The 18,274-nt window shown below is 52.4% G+C and carries 20 protein-coding genes; 18 read left to right on the top strand and 2 right to left on the bottom strand.

All coding sequences use genetic code 11. The features are described 5' to 3' along the window. Together NP589_RS19665 and NP589_RS19660 are read left to right on the top strand one after the other, a co-directional pair. On the top strand, nt 1-604 hold a 604-nt coding region (locus tag NP589_RS19665), incomplete at its 5' end, for an Hpt domain-containing protein (protein ID WP_256608491.1). Between the two features lie 2 nt (nt 605-606). Continuing rightward, nucleotides 607-1,728: an HD domain-containing phosphohydrolase gene (locus tag NP589_RS19660; protein ID WP_256608490.1), complete on the top strand. Its 1,122-nt coding sequence runs from the start codon at nt 607-609 to the stop codon at nt 1,726-1,728. A gap of 348 nt (nt 1,729-2,076) precedes the next feature. Here the strand turns inward: NP589_RS19660 and NP589_RS21810 are convergent, their stop codons facing one another. Then, nucleotides 2,077-2,292, bottom strand: a complete 216-nt coding sequence (locus tag NP589_RS21810) for a hypothetical protein (protein WP_371929698.1) — start codon at nt 2,290-2,292, stop codon at nt 2,077-2,079. Between the two features lie 188 nt (nt 2,293-2,480). On the opposite strand from NP589_RS21810, the gene NP589_RS19650 reads away from it, so the two are divergent. The 10 genes from NP589_RS19650 (at nt 2,481) to NP589_RS19605 (ending at nt 12,996) form a co-directional block, all read left to right on the top strand. Further along, on the top strand, nt 2,481-4,778 hold the full coding sequence (locus tag NP589_RS19650) for a PKD domain-containing protein (protein ID WP_256608489.1): 2,298 nt from the start codon (nt 2,481-2,483) through the stop codon (nt 4,776-4,778). A 286-nt stretch (nt 4,779-5,064) separates the two neighbouring features. Next, nucleotides 5,065-6,951, top strand: a complete 1,887-nt coding sequence (locus NP589_RS19645) for an ATP-binding cassette domain-containing protein (protein ID WP_256608488.1) — start codon at nt 5,065-5,067, stop codon at nt 6,949-6,951. Nucleotides 6,952-6,953: 2 nt separating this feature from the next. Next, entirely contained in the window at nt 6,954-7,463 is a 510-nt protein-coding gene (locus NP589_RS19640; protein WP_256608487.1) for a hypothetical protein, read from the top strand. Nucleotides 7,464-7,471: 8 nt separating this feature from the next. Beyond that, entirely contained in the window at nt 7,472-7,915 is a 444-nt protein-coding gene (locus NP589_RS19635) for a universal stress protein (protein ID WP_020483929.1), read from the top strand. Then, nucleotides 7,908-8,435, top strand: coding sequence for a bifunctional adenosylcobinamide kinase/adenosylcobinamide-phosphate guanylyltransferase (cobU, locus tag NP589_RS19630; protein ID WP_256608486.1), 528 nt, complete (start codon nt 7,908-7,910; stop codon nt 8,433-8,435). Before NP589_RS19635 ends, cobU begins: the two co-directional genes overlap by 8 nt. Before the next feature lie 7 nt (nt 8,436-8,442). After that, nucleotides 8,443-9,483, top strand: coding sequence for a nicotinate-nucleotide--dimethylbenzimidazole phosphoribosyltransferase (cobT, locus tag NP589_RS19625; protein ID WP_256608485.1), 1,041 nt, complete (start codon nt 8,443-8,445; stop codon nt 9,481-9,483). Between the two features lie 175 nt (nt 9,484-9,658). Then, nucleotides 9,659-10,072 (top strand): TM2 domain-containing protein, encoded by a 414-nt coding sequence (locus NP589_RS19620; RefSeq protein ID WP_256608484.1) that lies wholly within the window; start codon nt 9,659-9,661, stop codon nt 10,070-10,072. A gap of 2 nt (nt 10,073-10,074) precedes the next feature. After that, nucleotides 10,075-10,797, top strand: a complete 723-nt coding sequence (locus NP589_RS19615) for an adenosylcobinamide-GDP ribazoletransferase (RefSeq protein ID WP_256608483.1) — start codon at nt 10,075-10,077, stop codon at nt 10,795-10,797. Then, the gene (gene bluB / locus NP589_RS19610) at nt 10,794-11,507 is read left to right on the top strand and encodes a 5,6-dimethylbenzimidazole synthase (RefSeq protein ID WP_256608482.1); all 714 of its coding nucleotides are present in this window, start codon (nt 10,794-10,796) and stop codon (nt 11,505-11,507) included. Before NP589_RS19615 ends, bluB begins: the two co-directional genes overlap by 4 nt. Then, nucleotides 11,479-12,996, top strand: a complete 1,518-nt coding sequence (locus NP589_RS19605; RefSeq protein ID WP_256608481.1) for a cobyric acid synthase — start codon at nt 11,479-11,481, stop codon at nt 12,994-12,996. Before bluB ends, NP589_RS19605 begins: the two co-directional genes overlap by 29 nt. A gap of 428 nt (nt 12,997-13,424) precedes the next feature. Here the strand turns inward: NP589_RS19605 and NP589_RS19600 are convergent, their stop codons facing one another. Further along, nucleotides 13,425-14,300 (bottom strand): LysR family transcriptional regulator, encoded by an 876-nt coding sequence (locus NP589_RS19600; protein ID WP_256608480.1) that lies wholly within the window; start codon nt 14,298-14,300, stop codon nt 13,425-13,427. Nucleotides 14,301-14,418: 118 nt separating this feature from the next. On the opposite strand from NP589_RS19600, the gene NP589_RS19595 reads away from it, so the two are divergent. From NP589_RS19595 to NP589_RS19570, 6 genes are all read left to right on the top strand, one after another. Next, nucleotides 14,419-14,745, top strand: coding sequence for an EthD family reductase (locus NP589_RS19595; RefSeq protein WP_255189565.1), 327 nt, complete (start codon nt 14,419-14,421; stop codon nt 14,743-14,745). Between the two features lie 42 nt (nt 14,746-14,787). Then, nucleotides 14,788-15,393: a hypothetical protein gene (locus NP589_RS19590; RefSeq protein WP_256608479.1), complete on the top strand. Its 606-nt coding sequence runs from the start codon at nt 14,788-14,790 to the stop codon at nt 15,391-15,393. Nucleotides 15,394-15,437: 44 nt separating this feature from the next. Continuing rightward, nucleotides 15,438-16,334: a CE1 family esterase gene (locus NP589_RS19585; protein ID WP_256608478.1), complete on the top strand. Its 897-nt coding sequence runs from the start codon at nt 15,438-15,440 to the stop codon at nt 16,332-16,334. 63 nt (nt 16,335-16,397) lie between these two features. After that, complete coding sequence (locus NP589_RS19580) at nt 16,398-16,817, top strand: GFA family protein (RefSeq protein ID WP_256608477.1); 420 nt, start codon at nt 16,398-16,400, stop codon at nt 16,815-16,817. A 130-nt stretch (nt 16,818-16,947) separates the two neighbouring features. After that, a complete protein-coding gene (locus NP589_RS19575) occupies nt 16,948-17,430 on the top strand; it encodes a cupin domain-containing protein (RefSeq protein ID WP_256608476.1) in 483 nt (160 codons plus the stop codon). Nucleotides 17,431-17,728: 298 nt separating this feature from the next. Then, a partial coding sequence (locus NP589_RS19570; RefSeq protein ID WP_256608475.1) for a GAF domain-containing protein occupies nt 17,729-18,274 on the top strand: 546 nt, incomplete at its 3' end.

Raw genomic sequence — 18,274 nt, 5'->3', positions numbered from 1 at the left:
GCACTTGTTGCCGGGCGTATCGGTATCGGCGGCTTTGTTGCGCATGGGCGGCAACGCCGATTTTTACCGGCGCTTGTTGTTGAAGTTTGCCGATCGCCGCGCCGCCGCCGGCAGCGAGTTTCGCCATCTGGCCCAGGCCGGCGAGCTCGATTCGCTGTATCAGCTGGCCCATAATTTAAAGGGCGAAGCCGGTAATTTGGGGCTGGACGCCATCGCGGCTTCGGCCGGCCACCTGGAGCAATTGCTCAAATCCGGCGCGACGGCCGGTTTATCGGAGGCTGTCGAGGAATTGGCTCGACAATGCGACGCAATACCGGCGCTACTGGCGGGATTGACGGCGGTCGAGCTGACGGTCGCGCCCGAACTCTCCAAAAGTAGGCACGACGCCGATTGGTTTTGGTCGCGCTTGACTTTGCTGGAACAGCAATTGCGGGCCAAGAGTCTGGACGCCCGCCGCTTGGCGTCCGAATTGGAAAGCGGCATCGCCGACCGCGAACTGCTTGGCGAATTCGCGCCTATCGCTCTATCGATTGCACAATTGCGGTACGATGAGGCATTGAGCGACTTGTCTCGGCTAATCGAGCGTTATCAATCCAGGAACTGAATATGACTACCAATCCCAACCGGCATCGGGTGTTGATCGTCGACGATTCCCTAAGCAATATCGAATTGTTGGATAACATCCTGGGCAAACAGTACGAAACCAGCTTCGCGACCAACGGCGCCGAAGCACTGGATTTGATTGGTCGCTGTCCGCCGAATCTGGTGTTGCTCGATGTGGTGATGCCGGGTATCGATGGTTACGAAGTCTGCCGACGCTTGAAAGCCGATATCGCCAGCCGGGAAATTCCGGTCATTTTTCTGACCAGCCTGGACAGTCCGATCGACGAAGAATACGGCCTGTCACTGGGCGCGGCGGATTTCATCCATAAGCCGGTGTCGCCGCCGGTGGTTTCGGCGCGGGTGCGCAGTCATCTGGCGCTGGCCGACAGTAGCCGCGAACTGCGCCGGCATAACGAGGGCCTGGAACTGTTGGTGGCCGAACGTACCGAAGAGTTGATCAGGCGCAATCGGCAACTGATAGCGGCTCAGGGCTCGATCATTTCGGCGTTTTGCGCGCTGGCCGAAGTGCGCGATAACGAAACCGGTAACCATATCCGCCGTACCCAGCACTATGTTCGCGAATTGGCCGAGGCTTTGCGCGCTCATCCGCGCTTTCGTGATTGCCTGAACGACGAAGCCATCGAATACATGTACAAAACCGCCCCGCTGCACGACATTGGCAAGGTGGCGATTCCCGATGCGATTCTGCTCAAACCCGGCAAATTGACCGAGGATGAGTGGGTGATCATGAAACGCCATTGCGAGGCCGGCAAAAATGCCATCGTCTCGGCGGCCAAAGAGTTTGGCGAAAACGAAGGCGCTTTTTTAGGATATGCCGCCGATATCGCCTATTGTCACCACGAACGCTGGGATGGCACTGGCTATCCCCAGGGCTTGCGCGGCGACGAGATTCCGGTCAGCGCCCGATTGATGGCGGTAGCGGATGTGTACGATGCCTTGACTACCAAGCGGGTTTACAAACCCGCCTTTAGCCATGAAGAATCGGTGGCATTGATGATGGAAGGCCGCAGCAGGCATTTCGACCCGGACATGGTCGACGCTATGCAGTCGATAGTCGCCCGGTTTCAAGCTATCGCCAACCGTTACCGGGACGATGTCGCTTGATATTGTATTTGATTAACCCGGTTTCACCGGAATCTATACAGTGCCGTTTGACTTGCAGCCAAACACGCGAACTTAATCGGTGCTGCTGAACGCCGTTAGCACTCTCGCTGAAAATTGTGGAAACTGAGCGCCAGCACAGTGAAGATTTTTAGTCCCCGATAGCCGAGTGCCTGGGTTTGCGGCTTGAGCAGCTGGCCGAGTGAGTTCGGCAAGGCTATTCCCGGCTGAATCGCGAAGACCGGCGCCTTGCCGCACCTGGAGCAGGCTTTTTCGGGCTTGAATGTGCAAATCGGCCAGCAGCGTCAGGATCAGGACGCTATGTTGGCGGCCTCGGCAAAAACACCTTGATCATGCTGCTGGTGATCTATGCTTTGATCGCGGTGCGTTTAAGTCTTGCAGCAAACCGCTGATATTTCGATTGGCGGGGCCGGTGGCTTGACGCGGCGCGGTTTTGGTGCATTGGGTTGCCGGCCTGCGTTTGTCGATGGAGTTGTTGGTGGGCAGGATTGCCGCGAGCGGTGTGGTCGTCAACGACAGGTGCTGTTGGATTACCGCAGCCAGCATTGTGTATCGTTACGTGTTAACTTGGGGTAAGGTCGGCGCTGTTTAGTTTTTCCGTCCTTTTTAAAATAGCCACTCGGCTCTCAGAATTTTTCGGCACATTGTTCTTTACTTTGTCACCAGTATTACTAGCCTGTGCCTGCCAATTTTGAGAATGGGTACAGTGATCTTTTCATGCACGGGAGTCCATCATGAACAAACAGACATTCATCGCATCCGCCGTAATCACTACTTTAGTGGGTTGTGCCACGCCGCCGATTGAGCAGAAAGCTACAATCGAAAATGATTTGAGTACCGAATTACCCGCCTCCGCCGCCGGCATATCCGCAGAGCCATTGTATTTTGCTTCGCAACAAGAAGCCGAAGGGGCTTTGGTGGGTTATAACTACGGGCTGACCCTGCTTGCCGATGGCCGAGTTCAAGCATTCGTCTCGGGTTTAAATGGGTCGGGCATGGAAAACCCGTTCGACGTCGTTAGGGCGAAATCGCAAAGCTCTTCAGCCAAGATTGCCGACTTGGCCGAGGCGGAAACCGAAATGGCATTTCCGCACGTTACGCTGACAGAAAAAAAGAACGGTCAGGCGGCAATCGATGCATTGGGCGATAAGCTGGGGGATGTGGCTAAAGCCTACGATATGTCCAGCGATCGCCTGGAAGATATATTGCGAACCGATTCGTCGGCGTGGATCGATGAAAGCGGCCGCCTGCTCTATATCGACGAGCATAGCAATGTTACTCAGGGGCAAGGCGAACAAGAAACGGCCACGGTAACCAGCGCGGGTGGCAGTGTGGCAAGCGCGACAACGGCCGACCCGTTCGCGCTGCACAGCAAGCCTGGTTCGAATCGAGTTATTTATTTGGATTTCAACGGCCATGTAGCAACGAATACCGCGTGGAGCACCACTGCGCTTAATGCACAGGCCTACGATATCGACAGCAACCCAAGCGCTTTCAGCAGCACGGAATTAAATAACATTCGCGAGATATGGCAGCGCGTAGCGGAAGACTACGCACCATTCGACGTCGACGTTACCACGCAGGAACCCGTTTTGGATGCCCTGAGACGCACCAGTACCAGCGATGTGCAGTACGGCACTCGAGTAGTGATTACCCGCTCCATGCCGCAACTTTGCAACCAAACTTGCGGCGGTGTGGCTTACGTTAATGTGTTCTCTTACTATTCGGCCACCTACCCGGAACGCTATAGACCCGCCTGGGTGTTCTTCGACAAGTTGGGTAATGGTTATCCCAAATACGTTGCCGAAGCGGTATCGCACGAAGTTGGGCATAACTTGAACCTCAATCACGATGGCAATGCCTCCACCGGCTACTATGCCGGCCACGGTAGCGGTGCAACCGGCTGGGCTCCGGTCATGGGGGTGGGCTATTACAAACCCGTCGCACAATGGAGTAAAGGTGAATATCCGGGCGCCAACAATCTGCAGGATGATCTTGCAGTGATAAATGCCGCGGGTGCCCCAGTGCGACCTGATGACTTCCCCGATACGACGGGCAGTGCGGCGCCTTTAGCCGGCAGTGCCGGCACAGTTTCGCAAAATGGCATCATCGAACGTACGACGGACGCCGATGTTTTCGTGTTTTCAACAGGCGGGGGAAGCGCACAGTTCAACGTCACACCCGACGCAATTGCGCCCAATTTGGATGTGTTGTTAAAGTTAATTGACGCGCAAGGCAATACTGTCGCCCAAGCCAATCCGGTGGATAGCTTGGCGGCATCCTTAAACGTTACGCTCAACGCCGGAAAATATTTCCTGAAAATCGAAGGCGTGGGTAAAGGCGACCTAATTACTGGCTACTCTGACTACGGTAGCCTTGGTCAATATCAAATTACCGGCAATTACCCCATTGTGGCTGCGATTCCTCCCGCAGCAGTGATCACGGCTCTGCCAACTGTCGGCGACGCGCCACTAAATGTGACGCTGAATGGTTCCGGCTCCAGTGCTAGAAACGGCTCGATCTCTTCATACGCATGGAATTTCGGCGATGGTTCCGCGGCAACTAGCGGCGCATCGGTCAGTCACATCTACAACACCCCTGGTGCCTATACCGCAACGCTAACCGTTACGGATAGCAGCGGTTTGAAAACCAGTACTACGCAAAGTATTCAGGCGGCGCAAAGTGTCGTGGCAATGAATATGAAAGTTGCCAGTACCGTGATGACTCGAAAATTGTTAAGCGGCGGTAAATCGCAATGCGTTGCTAACATTACCGTTAAATCCGGAACAGCATCAGTTATCGGTGCCGGCATCTATGGCACTTGGAGCGGTTCGGTCGCCTCGGGTACTACAAAAACCAATGTGACCGGAGCGAGCTATTCCATTACCGGCACGAAAGGCTCGGCTGCCCTGAGCAGTGCGCTGCTGCCCAAAAATAGCAAGGGTACCTGTGCGTTTACCGTCACTAAGGTAGTCAAAAATGGCTACTTGTACGACGGTAGTGGTGCCATTTCACGTAGTTTATCCTGGTAAAGTAATGCTTGGGGCGGCTGATTCTTAGCCGTCCCCGGCTTATTCCGGAGTTGTCCCGGTTGACGATAAGAGATCCGAAACCGGGATAGCCTGAAAACATTTCCAAATCTGCTTGCATTTCCTACCTGTTATCCCATCGTTTAGAAAAGATTGTTGCCCCGTTCAGCAAATAGCCCCCAAATATCCGGCTCTGCGCAGCAACGTAAACTACAAAAGACGCGCACCCCCCTCCCGCGCTAAAATTCCCCAATTGTGCGGCGTCGCACCCAGCCAACTTTTCACCATCATGCTCAATTTCAAAAACATCGCCATCCGTCGCGGCAACCGATTGCTGTTTAGCGAGGCTTCTTTCACGATACATAAAGGCCAAAAAATCGGTCTGACCGGGGCCAATGGCGCCGGCAAATCCAGCCTTTTTGCGCTACTGCGCGGCGAATTACATGCCGACGAAGGCGATTTTTCCATGCCGCCGAATCTGGAAATCGCCCATGTGGCCCAGGAAACCCCGGCGTTGGAATGTTCAGCCAGCGACTATGTGCTGGACGGCGACAGAGAGTTGCGTGCCTTGCAGGCAAAGTTGCATACGGCCGAGCAAGCGCATGACGGTATTAAATTGGCGGAGCTACATGCCGCTTTGGACCATGTTGGTGGTTATACGGCCCAAGCACGGGCGTCGCGGTTGCTGAATGGCCTGGGTTTCAGTACGGAGCAGGAAAGCCGGCCGGTCAGCTCGTTTTCCGGCGGTTGGCGCATGCGATTGAATTTGGCGCAAGCCCTGATGTGCCGCTCCGATGTGTTACTACTCGACGAACCTACCAACCATCTGGATTTGGATGCGGTGATTTATTTGCAGGATTGGCTAAGCAAATATCCCGGTACTTTGTTGTTGATTTCCCATGACCGCGATTTTCTGGACACCATCACCGACCACATCATCCACATCGAACAAAACAGAGCCGAAATTTACACGGGCAATTATTCCGCCTTCGAACGCATGCGCGCCGAAAAACTGGCTCAGCAACAAACCGCCTACGAAAAACAGCAGCGCGAAATTGCGCACATCCAGAGCTTTGTCGATCGTTTCAAAGCGCAAGCCACCAAAGCCAGACAGGCGCAAAGCCGCATCAAGGCCTTGGAGCGGATGGAGTTGATCGCGCAGGCCCATGTCGATTCGCCGTTCGGTTTCAGCTTTCCGCCGCCGAAAAAAATGCCCAATCCGCTGTTAAAAATCGAAGAAGCCGACATCGGCTACGGCGATAAAGTGGTGATCAAAAATGCCAGCCTGTCGATTGCGCCGGGCGACCGTATCGGTCTGCTCGGGCCCAATGGCGCCGGCAAGTCCAGCTTGATCAAAGTACTTTCCGGGCAAATGCCGGCATTGACTGGTAAGCTACAAACCGCTCAGGATTTGCATATCGGCTATTTCGCCCAACATCAACTGGAATTGTTGAACCTGGAGGAAAGCCCGCTCTGGCACCTACAGAAATTGGATAAGCAAGCCACGGAAAAGGATTTGCGCAATTTTCTGGGTGGTTTTGATTTTCGCGGCGACAAGGTCAACGATCCGGTCGGGCCGTTTTCCGGTGGCGAAAAAGCCCGCTTGGTACTGGCCATGCTGGTTTATCAAAATCCGAATTTGTTGCTGCTGGACGAGCCGACCAACCATCTGGATTTGGAAATGCGCCACGCTCTGAGCGTGGCCTTGCAGGAATACCAGGGCGCTCTGGTCGTGGTTTCGCATGACAGGCACTTGCTACGTTCGGTGACTGACCAACTGTTGTTGGTGGCTGGCGGCAAGATGCAGCCATTCGACGGTGATTTGGACGATTACAAGCAATGGCTGGCTGAACAAAAGAAAACGGGCGACGAACCGGTAGCTAACGACAATGCCGGCGGGGTCTCGCGCAAGGATCAGCGTAAACTCGACGCGGAGCGCCGGCAGCGTTTAAAACCGCTGTTGGACGCGGTGAAAAAAGCCGAAGCGGCGGTGGAAAAGTTTCATCAGCAGCAGCGCGATCTTGAAGAACAATTGGCCGATCCGGCCATTTATGCCGAGGAATATAAGGAACAATTAAAGCAGTTGCTGAGTCGGAAAGGCCAAATCGATAGTGCGCTGGAACAGGCAGAAATGGATTGGCTGGCAGCGGAGGAAAACCTACAACAAGCGGAGTGATCATGTACCAACTGATGGTGTTGTTTTTTGAGATTTGCATTATGCGCAAAGGTCCGCAGGATGTGCCCGCGTCGCCTTGGTTAGTGCGGCTGATGTTCATACCCTATTTGCTGGTTAATCTATTGATTTTGCTGTTGGACAGCGATTGGTCGCATGCTTTGCTGCAAATCAGCGCGGAGACCGTATTAATGGTCGGTTTCTGCTATCCGCTACTCTATTTTTCCGGGAAAACCGCCCGTTTTCCACAAACCCTGACGGCACTGTTGGGCTCTGATGTGGTGATTAGTTTGTGCGCCATTCCGGCGGTCGCCAGCCTGAATACCCAAATCAGTCAGGTGGCGTACATCGCAATGATCGTGCTGATGGGCTGGCATTGGTTGGTTAACGGCAGTATTTTTCGGCACGCCCTGGATAGACCGTTAATGTTCGGCTTGGCGCTGGCTTTTTTATATATACTCATTTCCACACAGGTCATGACCTTGTTATTTACCGAGATTGCCGTTAGCGATTAGGAGGATGTATGACGATATATAAACATATTTTATTGGCTGCCGATTTTTTTGAACATGGCGGTCAAGTTGCCGAAAAAGCCAGGCAAATCGCCGCACAAAACGCTGCCCAATTGAGTTTGGTGCACGTGGTCGATAATTTGCCGATTACCGATCCCGCTTATGGCCCCATCATTCCATTCGATGTGGATTTGACCCAGGAACTGATGGAGGCCACCAAGAAACGCCTGCGTGAGTTGGGCGAGAAACTACAGGTTCCCGCCGAACGCCAATATCTGGAAATGGGTAGCCCCAAACTGGAAATCGTCCGGGTAGCCGAAGAGATTCAGGCCGACTTGATCGTCGTTGGCTCGCACGGCCGTCATGGTTTTGCATTGTTGCTCGGCTCAACTGCCAATGGCGTGCTGCATCACGCTAAATGCGACGTACTGGCGGTGCGATTAGCGGATGATTGAGCTGGTTTTAGGCGGCGCCCGTTCCGGTAAAAGCCGCTATGCCGAGCAACAAGCTTTGGCCTCCGGTTTGCCGGTGGTGTACATCGCCACCGCTGAAGCCGGAGATGACGAGATGCACAGTCGCATCCAGCATCATCAACAGCGCCGTCCGCAGCACTGGATAACCGTTGAAGAGCCTATCGCATTGGCGGATGTGATTAGCAAATACGCCGGCAAACAGCATTGCTTGCTGGTCGATTGCCTGACGCTTTGGTTGTGCAATGTGTTATTCGACAAACAAGGTAATCTGCAAGAACAGCGCTATCGGCAACAAGCCGATGCCTTATGCGCGGTACTGGCGACCGGCGGGCAACACGTGATCATGGTCAGCAACGAAGTGGGCCTGGGTGTTGTAGCCGCCGACGCGATGACGCGTCGTTTCGTCGACGAAGCCGGCTTTTTACATCAAAGACTCGCACAAATCAGCGACAAGGTGGTGCTGGTCAGCGCCGGTTTGCCGCAAATCCTCAAAAACGTCTAATTTCATTATGAACAGTTTATCCGCGCCGATTGCCGCGCCCGATGCACACTATTACCAACAAGCGTTGGACAGGCAAGCGCAATTGACCAAGCCGCCCGGCTCCTTGGGCTTACTGGAAGATTGCGCGGTTAGACTGGCGGCGATGCAACGCCGGGAAATGCCTAAGCTGGAAAAAATCCATGTCAGCGTATTTGCCGCCGATCACGGCATTGCCGAGGAAGGCGTCTCGGCGTTTCCGCAAGTGGTGACGATGGAAATGGTAAAAAACTTCGCGGCTGGTGGCGCGGCGGTGAACGTACTGGCTCGGCATGTCGATGCGTATTTCGAGGTTGTCGATGTCGGGCTGATACAGCCGGTGGCTTTAGCCAATGTCATCAGTCATCGAGCAGGTGCAGGCACTGCTAATTTTAAGCGAACCGCAGCGATGAACGACGCGCAATTGACTATCGCCTTGGCCGCCGGCCAAGCTGCCGTCGCCAGGGCCTTGGCGAACCAGGCTGATTTGTTTATTGGCGGCGAAATGGGCATCGCCAATACCACCAGCGCCAGTGCGCTAGCGGCCGCCAGTTTGCGGATACCGGCCGCCGACATTACCGGCGCCGGCACCGGCTTGAACGCCGGACAAATCGACCAAAAAGCCGGCGTTATCGACTCGGCCTTACAGCGTCACCAAGACGCTTTGCATTCGCCATTGGCTATTTTAAAAACCTTGGGCGGCTTTGAAATCGCCGCACTAACCGCAGCCTATATCAGCGCCGCCCAACAGGGTTTGCCGGTGTTGATAGACGGGTTTATCAGCAGTGTCGCGGCTTTGCTGGCGAGGGATATCAATCCCGGCTGCGTGGACTGGTTTTTTTACGGCCACTGTTCCGCGGAAAGAGGCCATGCCCGAGTCCTGCAAGCGTTAAATGCACGGCCGTTGTTGAATCTGGAGATGCGCTTGGGTGAGGGTAGCGGCGCGGTGTTGGCGGTGCCGTTGTTGCAAATGGCCTGTCATTTACACAATGAAATGGCTACATTCAGTCAGGCACAGGTCTCTACTGCTTGAAATAGACTATCTATCGGCAATCCGTTTCAGGTGCAATAGCGGGGTCTTTGGCTTTCCCGTATCATTAGCCGCGAAAAAAGCTCGGCTAAGGTCGAGTTTGCTTTCCGGCCGGCAGATGCTCCCGATGGCAATCTGCACATAATAATAAAAACGTACAACTGATTTGGTAAACAACATGCTAGGACACATAGAAAGTTACGATGAAAGATGCCAGACCGGCGTGATCAAACACGAAGGTCAATTCTACGAATTCCATCTGGATCAATGGACCTCGGAAGCGCCACCCAAACTTGGCGATGACGTGGATTTCGATCACGACGACGGCAAAGTCTCCGACGTCAGCCTGGTCGGCGCTTATTTGATGGAAGCCAAGCCGGTCAAAAGTAAGATAGTGGCAGCCTTACTGGGCATTGCGTTCGGCGCAATTGGCTTGCATCGCATTTATCTGGGCTTTTATTTTCTTGGATTCACTCAAGCCGTGGTCACGCTGATTACCGGCGGTTTTGGCGTCATGTGGGGTTTCATCGAAGGCGTATTGATTGCTACCGGTCATATCTACAAAGATGCCAAGGGACGTCATCTGAAATAATCGTGGATGCTTTTCTAGTAGCTTTGCAGTTTCTGACCCGCATACCCGTTAGTGTTCGCTACGAGGCAGGCGCGTCCTTATTGGGGCGTTCGGTTTTGTACTATCCCGCTGTCGGTCTGCTGCTGGGTATGCTACTCAGCTTGCCGCCGACGCTGTTTGTCGGCGCCTCGCCTATGCTGTTGGCGGCTATCGTATTGGCTGCCTGGGTGTTACTGACCGGCGGCCTACATTTGGACGGCTTGGCCGATTGCGCGGACGCCTGGGTCGGCGGCCACGGCGATAAACAGCGTAGCCTGCAAATCATGAAAGACCCGGCTTCCGGGCCGATTGCGGTCAGCGTGCTGGTCTTAGTTTTAATCCTGAAGTTTGCCGCGCTGACCGCCATGTTCGAACAAACTCGCCTCGCCCCCTTGCTGCTGGCGCCCGTTTTAGGCCGTGCCGCCATTCTGGGTTTGATGCTGACAACCGATTATGTTCGCCCGCAAGGTTTAGCCGAAGCGCTATTGCAACAACTGCCAAGATCGCATGCCAATTGGGTGTTGGTGATTAGTGTACTGAGTGCCGTGGTGTTTTTAGGTTTTCCGGCTCTACTGTTCGCTGGTAGCTTACTATTTTGGGTACGGCAAGCTACTGTGTCGCGTTTGGGCGGCGTAACCGGCGACGTGTACGGCGCAGCGGTCGAGCTAACGGAAGCCGCCGTTTTAATTGCTGCCGTGCTGCAATGACACAGCAATCCCCGCTGCCTGATGCAAATCCTGAGTCCACATTGAATCTAAACGACTCCTCATCGGCACACCGTTTTCCCAACCAACAACTTGCCGGCGTCTATCGCGCCATTGCCGAACGCCGCGACATGCGGCATTTTCTCTCCGATCCGGTCGATGCCGAAATTTTGGCTCGCCTGCTACAAGCCGCGCATCAAGCCGGTAGCGTCGGTTTGATGCAGCCCTGGCGTTTTATCCGCGTCACTGATCGCCGTTTGCGTAGCGATATTCATGCACTAGTCGAACAGGAACGCCGACTCACCGCCGAAGCACTAGCCGAACGGCACGACGAATTTATGAAGCTGAAAGTGGAAGGGATACTCGATTGCGGGGAATTGCTGGTTGTGGCCTTGCCGGACAGGCGTGAACAACACATTTTCGGCCGCCGGACATTGCCGGAGATGGATTTGGCCTCGGCGGCCTGCGCGATTCAAAACCTGTGGCTGGCGGCCCGAGCAGAAGGCTTGGGTTTGGGGTGGGTATCGCTGTTCGATCCCGACGCATTGGCGCAATTATTGAACATGCCGACCGGCAGCCGGCCGATTGCGGTGCTTTGCCTGGGCCATGTCGCCGAGTTCTACCCCAAACCGATGTTAGAACTGGAAAACTGGGCAACGCCGCAACCCTTGTCGGCCTTTGTCTATGAAAACGGCTGGCCGGATGCGTCCTAAACCGCCATTTCCAGCACTGATGGTGCAAGGCACCACCTCCGATGCCGGCAAAAGTACCTTGGTCACCGCACTGTGCCGTTATTACCGGCGTCAAGGCATCGCAGTCGCACCATTCAAGCCGCAAAACATGGCACTGAATAGCGCGGTCACCGTCGACGGCGGCGAGATCGGTCGCGCCCAAGCGGCGCAAGCGGCGGCCTGCGGCTTGCCGCCACATAGCGATATGAATCCGGTGCTGCTGAAACCCAATACCGATACCACCGCGCAAGTAATCATTCACGGCAAAGTCCTGCAAAACCAGTCGGCCAGCCAATATCACGATTATAAAAAAGTCGCCAAGCAAGCGGTTCTGGAATCGTGGCAGCGCTTGAGCGCACAATATCAGATGCTGATCGTTGAGGGTGCCGGCAGCCCAGCCGAGATTAATTTACGCGCCGGCGACATCGCCAATATGGGCTTTGCCGAAGCAGTGGATTGTCCGGTCATTCTGATCGCCGACATTGATCGCGGCGGCGTGTTTGCGCACTTGGTCGGCACGCTGGAATTGCTCTCGGCCAGCGAGCAACAACGCGTGATCGGTTTTGTCATCAACCGCTTTCGCGGCGATATCGCGCTGTTAAAGCCGGGCTTGGACTGGTTGGAGCAAAAAACCGGCAAGCCGGTATTGGCCGTGCTGCCGTATTTGCACGATCTTTATCTGGAAGCCGAGGACGCCTTATCCACTCGGCATGCCCAACAGGGCCAAGCCGGGGCTTTTCACATTGTCGTGCCGCATCTGCCCAGCTTCAGCAATCATACCGATTTCGATCCGCTGCAATTGCATCCCGGCGTTCAGGTCAGCTTTGAGAAAAGCCCCGATCAAGTAACCGGCGCCGACTTGATCGTGCTGCCCGGCAGCAAATCGGTACGTAGTGATTTAGCCAGGCTGAGAGAACAAGGCTGGGACACGTTTATTGCCCGCCATCTGCGTTACGGCGGCAAGCTGCTGGGCATTTGCGGCGGCTTTCAGATGCTGGGTAGGAGCATAGACGACCCACTTGGGCTGGAAGGTCCGGCCGGTAGCTCTGCCGGTCTGGATTTGTTGGATATGCAGACGGTTTTACAATCCGAAAAATGCTTGCGGCAAACCGCCGGCACATTCTATGGTCAAGCTACGCCGGTAGCGGGCTACGAGATTCATCTGGGCGTCAGCAACGGCCCCGCCTTGTCGCACCCCTTATTTTCTCTTGCGGAAGGCAACGATGGCGCAGTCTCGACGGACGGACAGGTGGCGGGCAGTTATCTGCACGGCTTGTTCGATTTGCCCGCAGCCTGCGATGCGCTATTGAATTGGGCTGGCTATCGCCAAGCGCAAGCCCTGGATTTCAACGCCTTGCGCGAAGCGGGCATCGAGCGCTTGGCCGATTGCTTGGCAGCGCATTGCAATTTCGCCCTGCTGGAAGCGAGGGCCACATATTCCATCCCAAACCAGCCACCCATTCCGACGTAATTACGCCAGTATTGAATGACAGCTTTTGGACGAGATGAATTGTCGGAATCGACCCAAAACGGCCTGTCGCGCTTCTCCAAACCGGCCAGTCAGCCAAAGCCAGATTCTGCAAACTGGAGGGCTACAAAGCAGCCGTTGGTGACCTCACACAATCGGCCACTTTCCTGCCACTGAATACCCCAAAAATTATGGAAATTGAATACCTGTTATTTGCACAAAACCTGACACCGACTTTGTACCCCTAATAAAGAATTGTGTTTTATGCAATACACAAATTAATTCAATAAATTATAAGTTTTTAAGCTGGGATGATTTTGGTAAGGAACGAGAAGTTTGAGAATAGTTATCCTAATTGAGGTTGTAAGCCCTAACCCCCTTTAAACGCCATAATCGGACTTTTGATTTAGTTTTGTCTAACTTGTGATTTTTTAAAAACCCATCCGCAGACTTTTCAATACTTCTGCCACTTCGGGTTTTGCGGCCGCCGTGGGTGGGAATATAGCGCAGATTGTGCGACGAATTTCCGGATCTGACAGATAACGAACTCGAATCTTATCTGCATTTTTGGTGATGGTGAATTCCGGCATTAGCGCAACACCGATTCCGGCGCGTACCATACTCAGTATCCACTCTTCGCTATTACTTCTATAGGCAGCATATAGATCGACCTGTCGACCCTGACAAATACTCCTAAGTGTTTCCCGTAACTCACAGTTCAGGCGATCCAGGTAAGGCTCGGTTTGTATGGTCGCTAAATCAATTTGTTGCAGTTGATTGAAACGGTGTTTGTCGTTGAAGACGACGACATAGCGTTCTTCGTACAGCTTTAAAGACTGGTAATGCCCTGCCGGTAAGGATGTTGGTGCGCTGATAACTAAATCCAGGCCATCTTCATCAAGTTGATTCAATAGATTGCATTCACTGTCGACGACTAATTCTAGTTCTACATGTGGTCGTTCTTGCTGAAAGTCAGCGAAGAATGGACTTAAATGGTGTGCGGCAATTGTCGTCATCACTCCGATGCGAAGTGGCACAGTATTTAAGCGGCTGAAACGCACAGCCTCAGCTTTGACAGCTTGCGTCTTGCGCACTATGTCGCGAATAGAAGGTTCGATCAAACGTCCTAAAGCCGTCAATCGACATCCGCCGCGGTCTCGGCTAAATAGCTCACCGCCAAGTTCATCTTCCAATTTCTTAATTGCTTGCGTCAGGGAGGGTTGGGCCACATAGGTTGCTTGTGCAGCGCGAGTAAACGAACCTTTATCGCAGACGGCCAGAAAATAGCGTATTTGTTGCATTTCCACTGCTTGCCTCCTTTTTGAATAGGTAAAACCTATTATTCCATAGAAAAATGGTATTTTACAATTGACCTAACTCATTATTTAATATAAACACCCAATCACATAAATATTCAATATTCCTATGAAAACTGCAAAATTAATCGTAATGTACCCTACGCCAATAGATTTAAAAACTTTTGAACGTCGTTATGCTGATGAGCATGTGCCGATGGCTGTCGAAAAGCTGGTCGGCAAAACACGATTTGTCGCCTCATTGATTCTTTCCAATACAGATAAATCTGCAGCGCCGTTTCATCGGATTGCCGAGGTTTATTTTCCATCACTCGCTGAATTAAAGGCTTGTCTGAATTCACCAGGCGGTCAAGAAACAGCTCAGCATGCCGTTGAGATTTCTAGCGGTGGTGAGCCGTTGTTTCTGATCTCCGAGGTGGAAACCTTTGATTTCTAAACCGACCATCGGATTTAACATAATCACAGAGGGAGCAAATCAATGTCTAACTCTATCAACAAACTAAAAAAGGTGGCTTATAAACGCATTAGGTGGCTGAGTCTGCTGCCTGTTGTCTTTTTGGTCGGATTAATGCCGACTATTGTCCAAGCGCATCGCGGTGCGCCTGACGAGGCCGATGCTTGCGTTACGAGGGTTGGTTTTGAACGAGTCCATTTCACGGCCTATACCCCGACTCTGTCAGGGGATCGGGAATATTGCAGCATCATTCCCGAAATCGGCCCAACTAATTTGGTGTTCGACTACGAAGGTAAAAGTCTGCGCAATCTCAGCGTGGAATTCGAAATCACCAAAGAACCTGAAGGGCAAAGGGTTTTTTATCAGCAGCCGAAAAAAGTTAAAAACGGCACTTTCGATAGTTTGGTCGATTTTAGTCAGTATGGTGCTGGTAATTATTTGGCTCACATCGCTGTTGTCGACAAGGATAAGCGTCTTGATACTCATATTCCGTTCTCTGTTGGCCTGGAATCGGTTCCGGGAAAAAGCTATATGCTGCAGATTGTGATGATCGGAAGCTTGTTGTTGCTGGCTTATATATTACTGAAGTTAGCGAATAAGGAAGCGCTCAATCACTCACCTGAGGCATGATCGAATGGTACAGGCGAGTCAAACGAACTTAGGGGAATATAACTATGAATATGACTCAATTAAAGGTTTATCTTTCAAGAATTAATTCTTGGCAGAAAGTGCTATTCGGGTTACCAATATTAGTAATGGTTGTCATGCTTTTGATGGATCATAGTGGCGACTCGGTAGAATTGGGGCAAGCCGTGTATCGGCCTGAGATGCGGCAACGTCTTTGCAAAGCTGATCAACTCAGTGGAGACGCTGGAGAGACTTATGGCGAAGAAACCGAAAACGGCATCAAATACAATGTCCGCACACCAGCCAATTATGATGCATCCGTTGCCCACCCACTATTATTGGTATTTTCTCCGGCGGGATCGAATCGGGCTAAAACTGAAAAAACAACTGGGTTCACTTTTCCTGCTACCCAAGCCGGTCTCATCGTGGCCTATGCGGATCATCCGGAATTATCGCCCAGCACTACCGTAGAATTAGGCACCATTCCCAGTTTAATGGCTAAAAAGTGGTGTATTGATGAAAAACAAGTCTATGTTACCGGACATTCCGATGGAGGGACTTCGGCGATGGCATTAGCATTTATGACTGGCACACGACACATCCCGCGTGCCATTGCGCCGAGCGCAGCAGGGGTTGCGTATGATGATTTACGCGACCGCAGATGCCCTGAACCCTTGCCGGTTATGGTCATGCACAGCAGCAAGGATCGCCTGTTTCCTGGCTATGGTCAGCAAGCGGTGGGTTGGTGGGCGGCTTGTAATAAATGTGATCCTATTCCGGATAAAATCGCAAATGGCTGCTCCTCTTATTCAGGGTGTGCCGGGGGCGTAAAAACGTTGTACTGTGAAGGTGATCAAATCCATTCACATTGGCCCGAGCGAAGTAAGGATATCATCGAGTTTTTTGTGTCAGCGACTCAAGTTAGCCCACGGGGGGCAAAGTGAAATTGGCTCTATATGAATCGCAGTGGGTGCAAAGGTATCCATTCAATTTAAAGGTATTAGTTTATGGAAAAATATGAAGGAAGTTGCGCGTGTGGCACTATTAGATATTTTTTTGAAGGCGAACCTATTAATTCGGCATTCTGCTACTGCAAGGAATGTCAAGTGCATACTGGTTCTGATAAATGGTTCGTGTTATGGGTGCCAAAAGATAAATTCTCTTTAACAAAAGGTTCTCCTTCGTCGTTTACGCGGAAAGGTGATTCCGGGGAAAACGTCAATTATCAGTTTTGTGGGGCTTGCGGCACAACCTTGTGTGCTGAAATAACTGCAGGAGATTTTTATTCAGTCGCAGCCTCAACATTAGCTGGCAACAAAAACTTATCTCCCAAAATGGCAATTTATACTGCTTCAGCTCCAAGCTGGGCAGTGTTTCCAGAAGGCGTACCCAAATTTGCTGCCTTGCCTCCTGATTTTAGTGCTTAAATGCCTAACAAGTCAGTCAAAAGGACGCGCCGCCCGTTGGCGGTTTTGGAGTTTCAGTTTGTGAATGGTGCAACGCGGTGATTCAACTAAAACCATATACACAAAGCTGTATTGAACAATGAGAGACCAAATGAGAATTTTTTTGGCAGCCGTAATTGTTATTTCTTTCGCAGGTTCTGCATTAGCTCAGGAAAAAATCGATCGCATGCGCGCTGTTACCATGGAATCGTTTACGCCGGATACCGTGAAGTGGAATGACGAACGGCTACTCCCTAAAGGCGCCAAAAGTGTAGTTCTAGTTGGTGACCCAAACAAAGCAGGAGTTTTTATCGTTTGGCTGAAATTTCCGTCCAATTATCCGATTCCGCCACATATACACCCATTTACAGAAGTAATTACAGTCCTGCGCGGCAAATTAGGAAATGGTATAGGTGAAACATTCGACACAAAAAAGAGCGAGATGTTTAAAGCAGGTTCCAGTTTTGTGCTACCCGCAGGTCACACCCATTATGTCTGGACAACTGATGAGGAAACAGTCATCGAGCTAATCGCCACTGGGCCATGGGGTATTACTTATACCAATCCTGCCGATGATCCACGCAAGAAGAAATAGCGCGTAGGTAGAGTGAACTTGCGAACCACAACAAAATTTAAATCAAGCGTAACCCGATGCTCCATAACGCTTCACCACTGAGCTTTGCGTTGAGCGGCATGATTAACCAATCCTTTAAAAGGGGGGGCATTTATATGGGAGACTCAGTGAGCTCAAATCATAAAATCTGGGGTACGACCACTTCGAGGGATTATAAGCAAACTAGGATCGCAGGATGGATTGGTATTGGATTATTCATGGCGCTCAAGCGGGACGGTCGCTATCGCGCCCGCCCCTTAGCTTTACGTTGAGCGCTCAAATGACGACCAATGCGCATCCCAGCACCGAGCGATTGCAGCAACTCAATCGCATGTATCGCACGATAAGCCGTTGTAACCGCTACATGATCCGAGCTGAGGACGAGCAAACTCTCGCACAGGATTTCTGCTCGGTGATGGTGGAAGAAGGCCGCTATCGCATGGCCTGGGTGGGGTACGCAGAAAGCGACGAGGCTCGCAGCATTCGCCTTATCGCTTACGCTGGACTCGAAAATGGCTATCTCGAGAATCTGAATCTCACTTGGGCCGACACGGATCGCGGGAGCGGACCAGGCGCCCGCTGCATTCGCGAGCAGACCATTCAGGTGACGCGGGATATCGCCAATGATCCGCAGTTCGTGTTCTGGCGCGAAGAGGCCGCTAAGCGCGGGTACGCCTCGTCAATCGCATTGCCACTAAAGATCGGGGCGGGAACAATTGGCTTCCTCGGCATGTATTCGGAGCGCGGCGACGCGTTCGACGAGGAGGAAATCGGGCTACTCACGGAGGCTGCGGACGACCTGGCGTATGGCATTACCGTGCTACGT

Source organism: Methylomonas rosea, from assembly GCF_024505055.1.
In the GTDB taxonomy this organism is placed as follows: domain Bacteria; phylum Pseudomonadota; class Gammaproteobacteria; order Methylococcales; family Methylomonadaceae; genus Methylomonas; species Methylomonas rosea.
Note: the sequence above shows the minus strand (reverse complement) of the source record. Positions and strands in the feature narration are given on the sequence as shown.

Bases quoted from the DNA above. Each gene is read 5' to 3' on its own strand.
- bluB (WP_256608482.1), top strand. From the start codon at position 10,794: ATGACACAGCAATCCCCGCTGCCTGATGCAAATCCTGAGTCCACATTG.
- cobU (WP_256608486.1), top strand. From the start codon at position 7,908: ATGATTGAGCTGGTTTTAGGCGGCGCCCGTTCCGGTAAAAGCCGCTAT.
- NP589_RS19635 (WP_020483929.1), top strand. From the start codon at position 7,472: ATGACGATATATAAACATATTTTATTGGCTGCCGATTTTTTTGAACAT.
- NP589_RS19660 (WP_256608490.1), top strand. From the start codon at position 607: ATGACTACCAATCCCAACCGGCATCGGGTGTTGATCGTCGACGATTCC.
- NP589_RS19620 (WP_256608484.1), top strand. From the start codon at position 9,659: ATGCTAGGACACATAGAAAGTTACGATGAAAGATGCCAGACCGGCGTG.
- NP589_RS19640 (WP_256608487.1), top strand. From the start codon at position 6,954: ATGTACCAACTGATGGTGTTGTTTTTTGAGATTTGCATTATGCGCAAA.
- NP589_RS19575 (WP_256608476.1), top strand. From the start codon at position 16,948: ATGAGAATTTTTTTGGCAGCCGTAATTGTTATTTCTTTCGCAGGTTCT.
- NP589_RS19650 (WP_256608489.1), top strand. From the start codon at position 2,481: ATGAACAAACAGACATTCATCGCATCCGCCGTAATCACTACTTTAGTG.
- NP589_RS21810 (WP_371929698.1), bottom strand. From the start codon at position 2,292: ATGCTGGCTGCGGTAATCCAACAGCACCTGTCGTTGACGACCACACCG.
- NP589_RS19605 (WP_256608481.1), top strand. From the start codon at position 11,479: ATGAAAACGGCTGGCCGGATGCGTCCTAAACCGCCATTTCCAGCACTG.
- NP589_RS19580 (WP_256608477.1), top strand. From the start codon at position 16,398: ATGGAAAAATATGAAGGAAGTTGCGCGTGTGGCACTATTAGATATTTT.
- NP589_RS19645 (WP_256608488.1), top strand. From the start codon at position 5,065: ATGCTCAATTTCAAAAACATCGCCATCCGTCGCGGCAACCGATTGCTG.
- cobT (WP_256608485.1), top strand. From the start codon at position 8,443: ATGAACAGTTTATCCGCGCCGATTGCCGCGCCCGATGCACACTATTAC.
- NP589_RS19585 (WP_256608478.1), top strand. From the start codon at position 15,438: ATGAATATGACTCAATTAAAGGTTTATCTTTCAAGAATTAATTCTTGG.
- NP589_RS19590 (WP_256608479.1), top strand. From the start codon at position 14,788: ATGTCTAACTCTATCAACAAACTAAAAAAGGTGGCTTATAAACGCATT.
- NP589_RS19595 (WP_255189565.1), top strand. From the start codon at position 14,419: ATGAAAACTGCAAAATTAATCGTAATGTACCCTACGCCAATAGATTTA.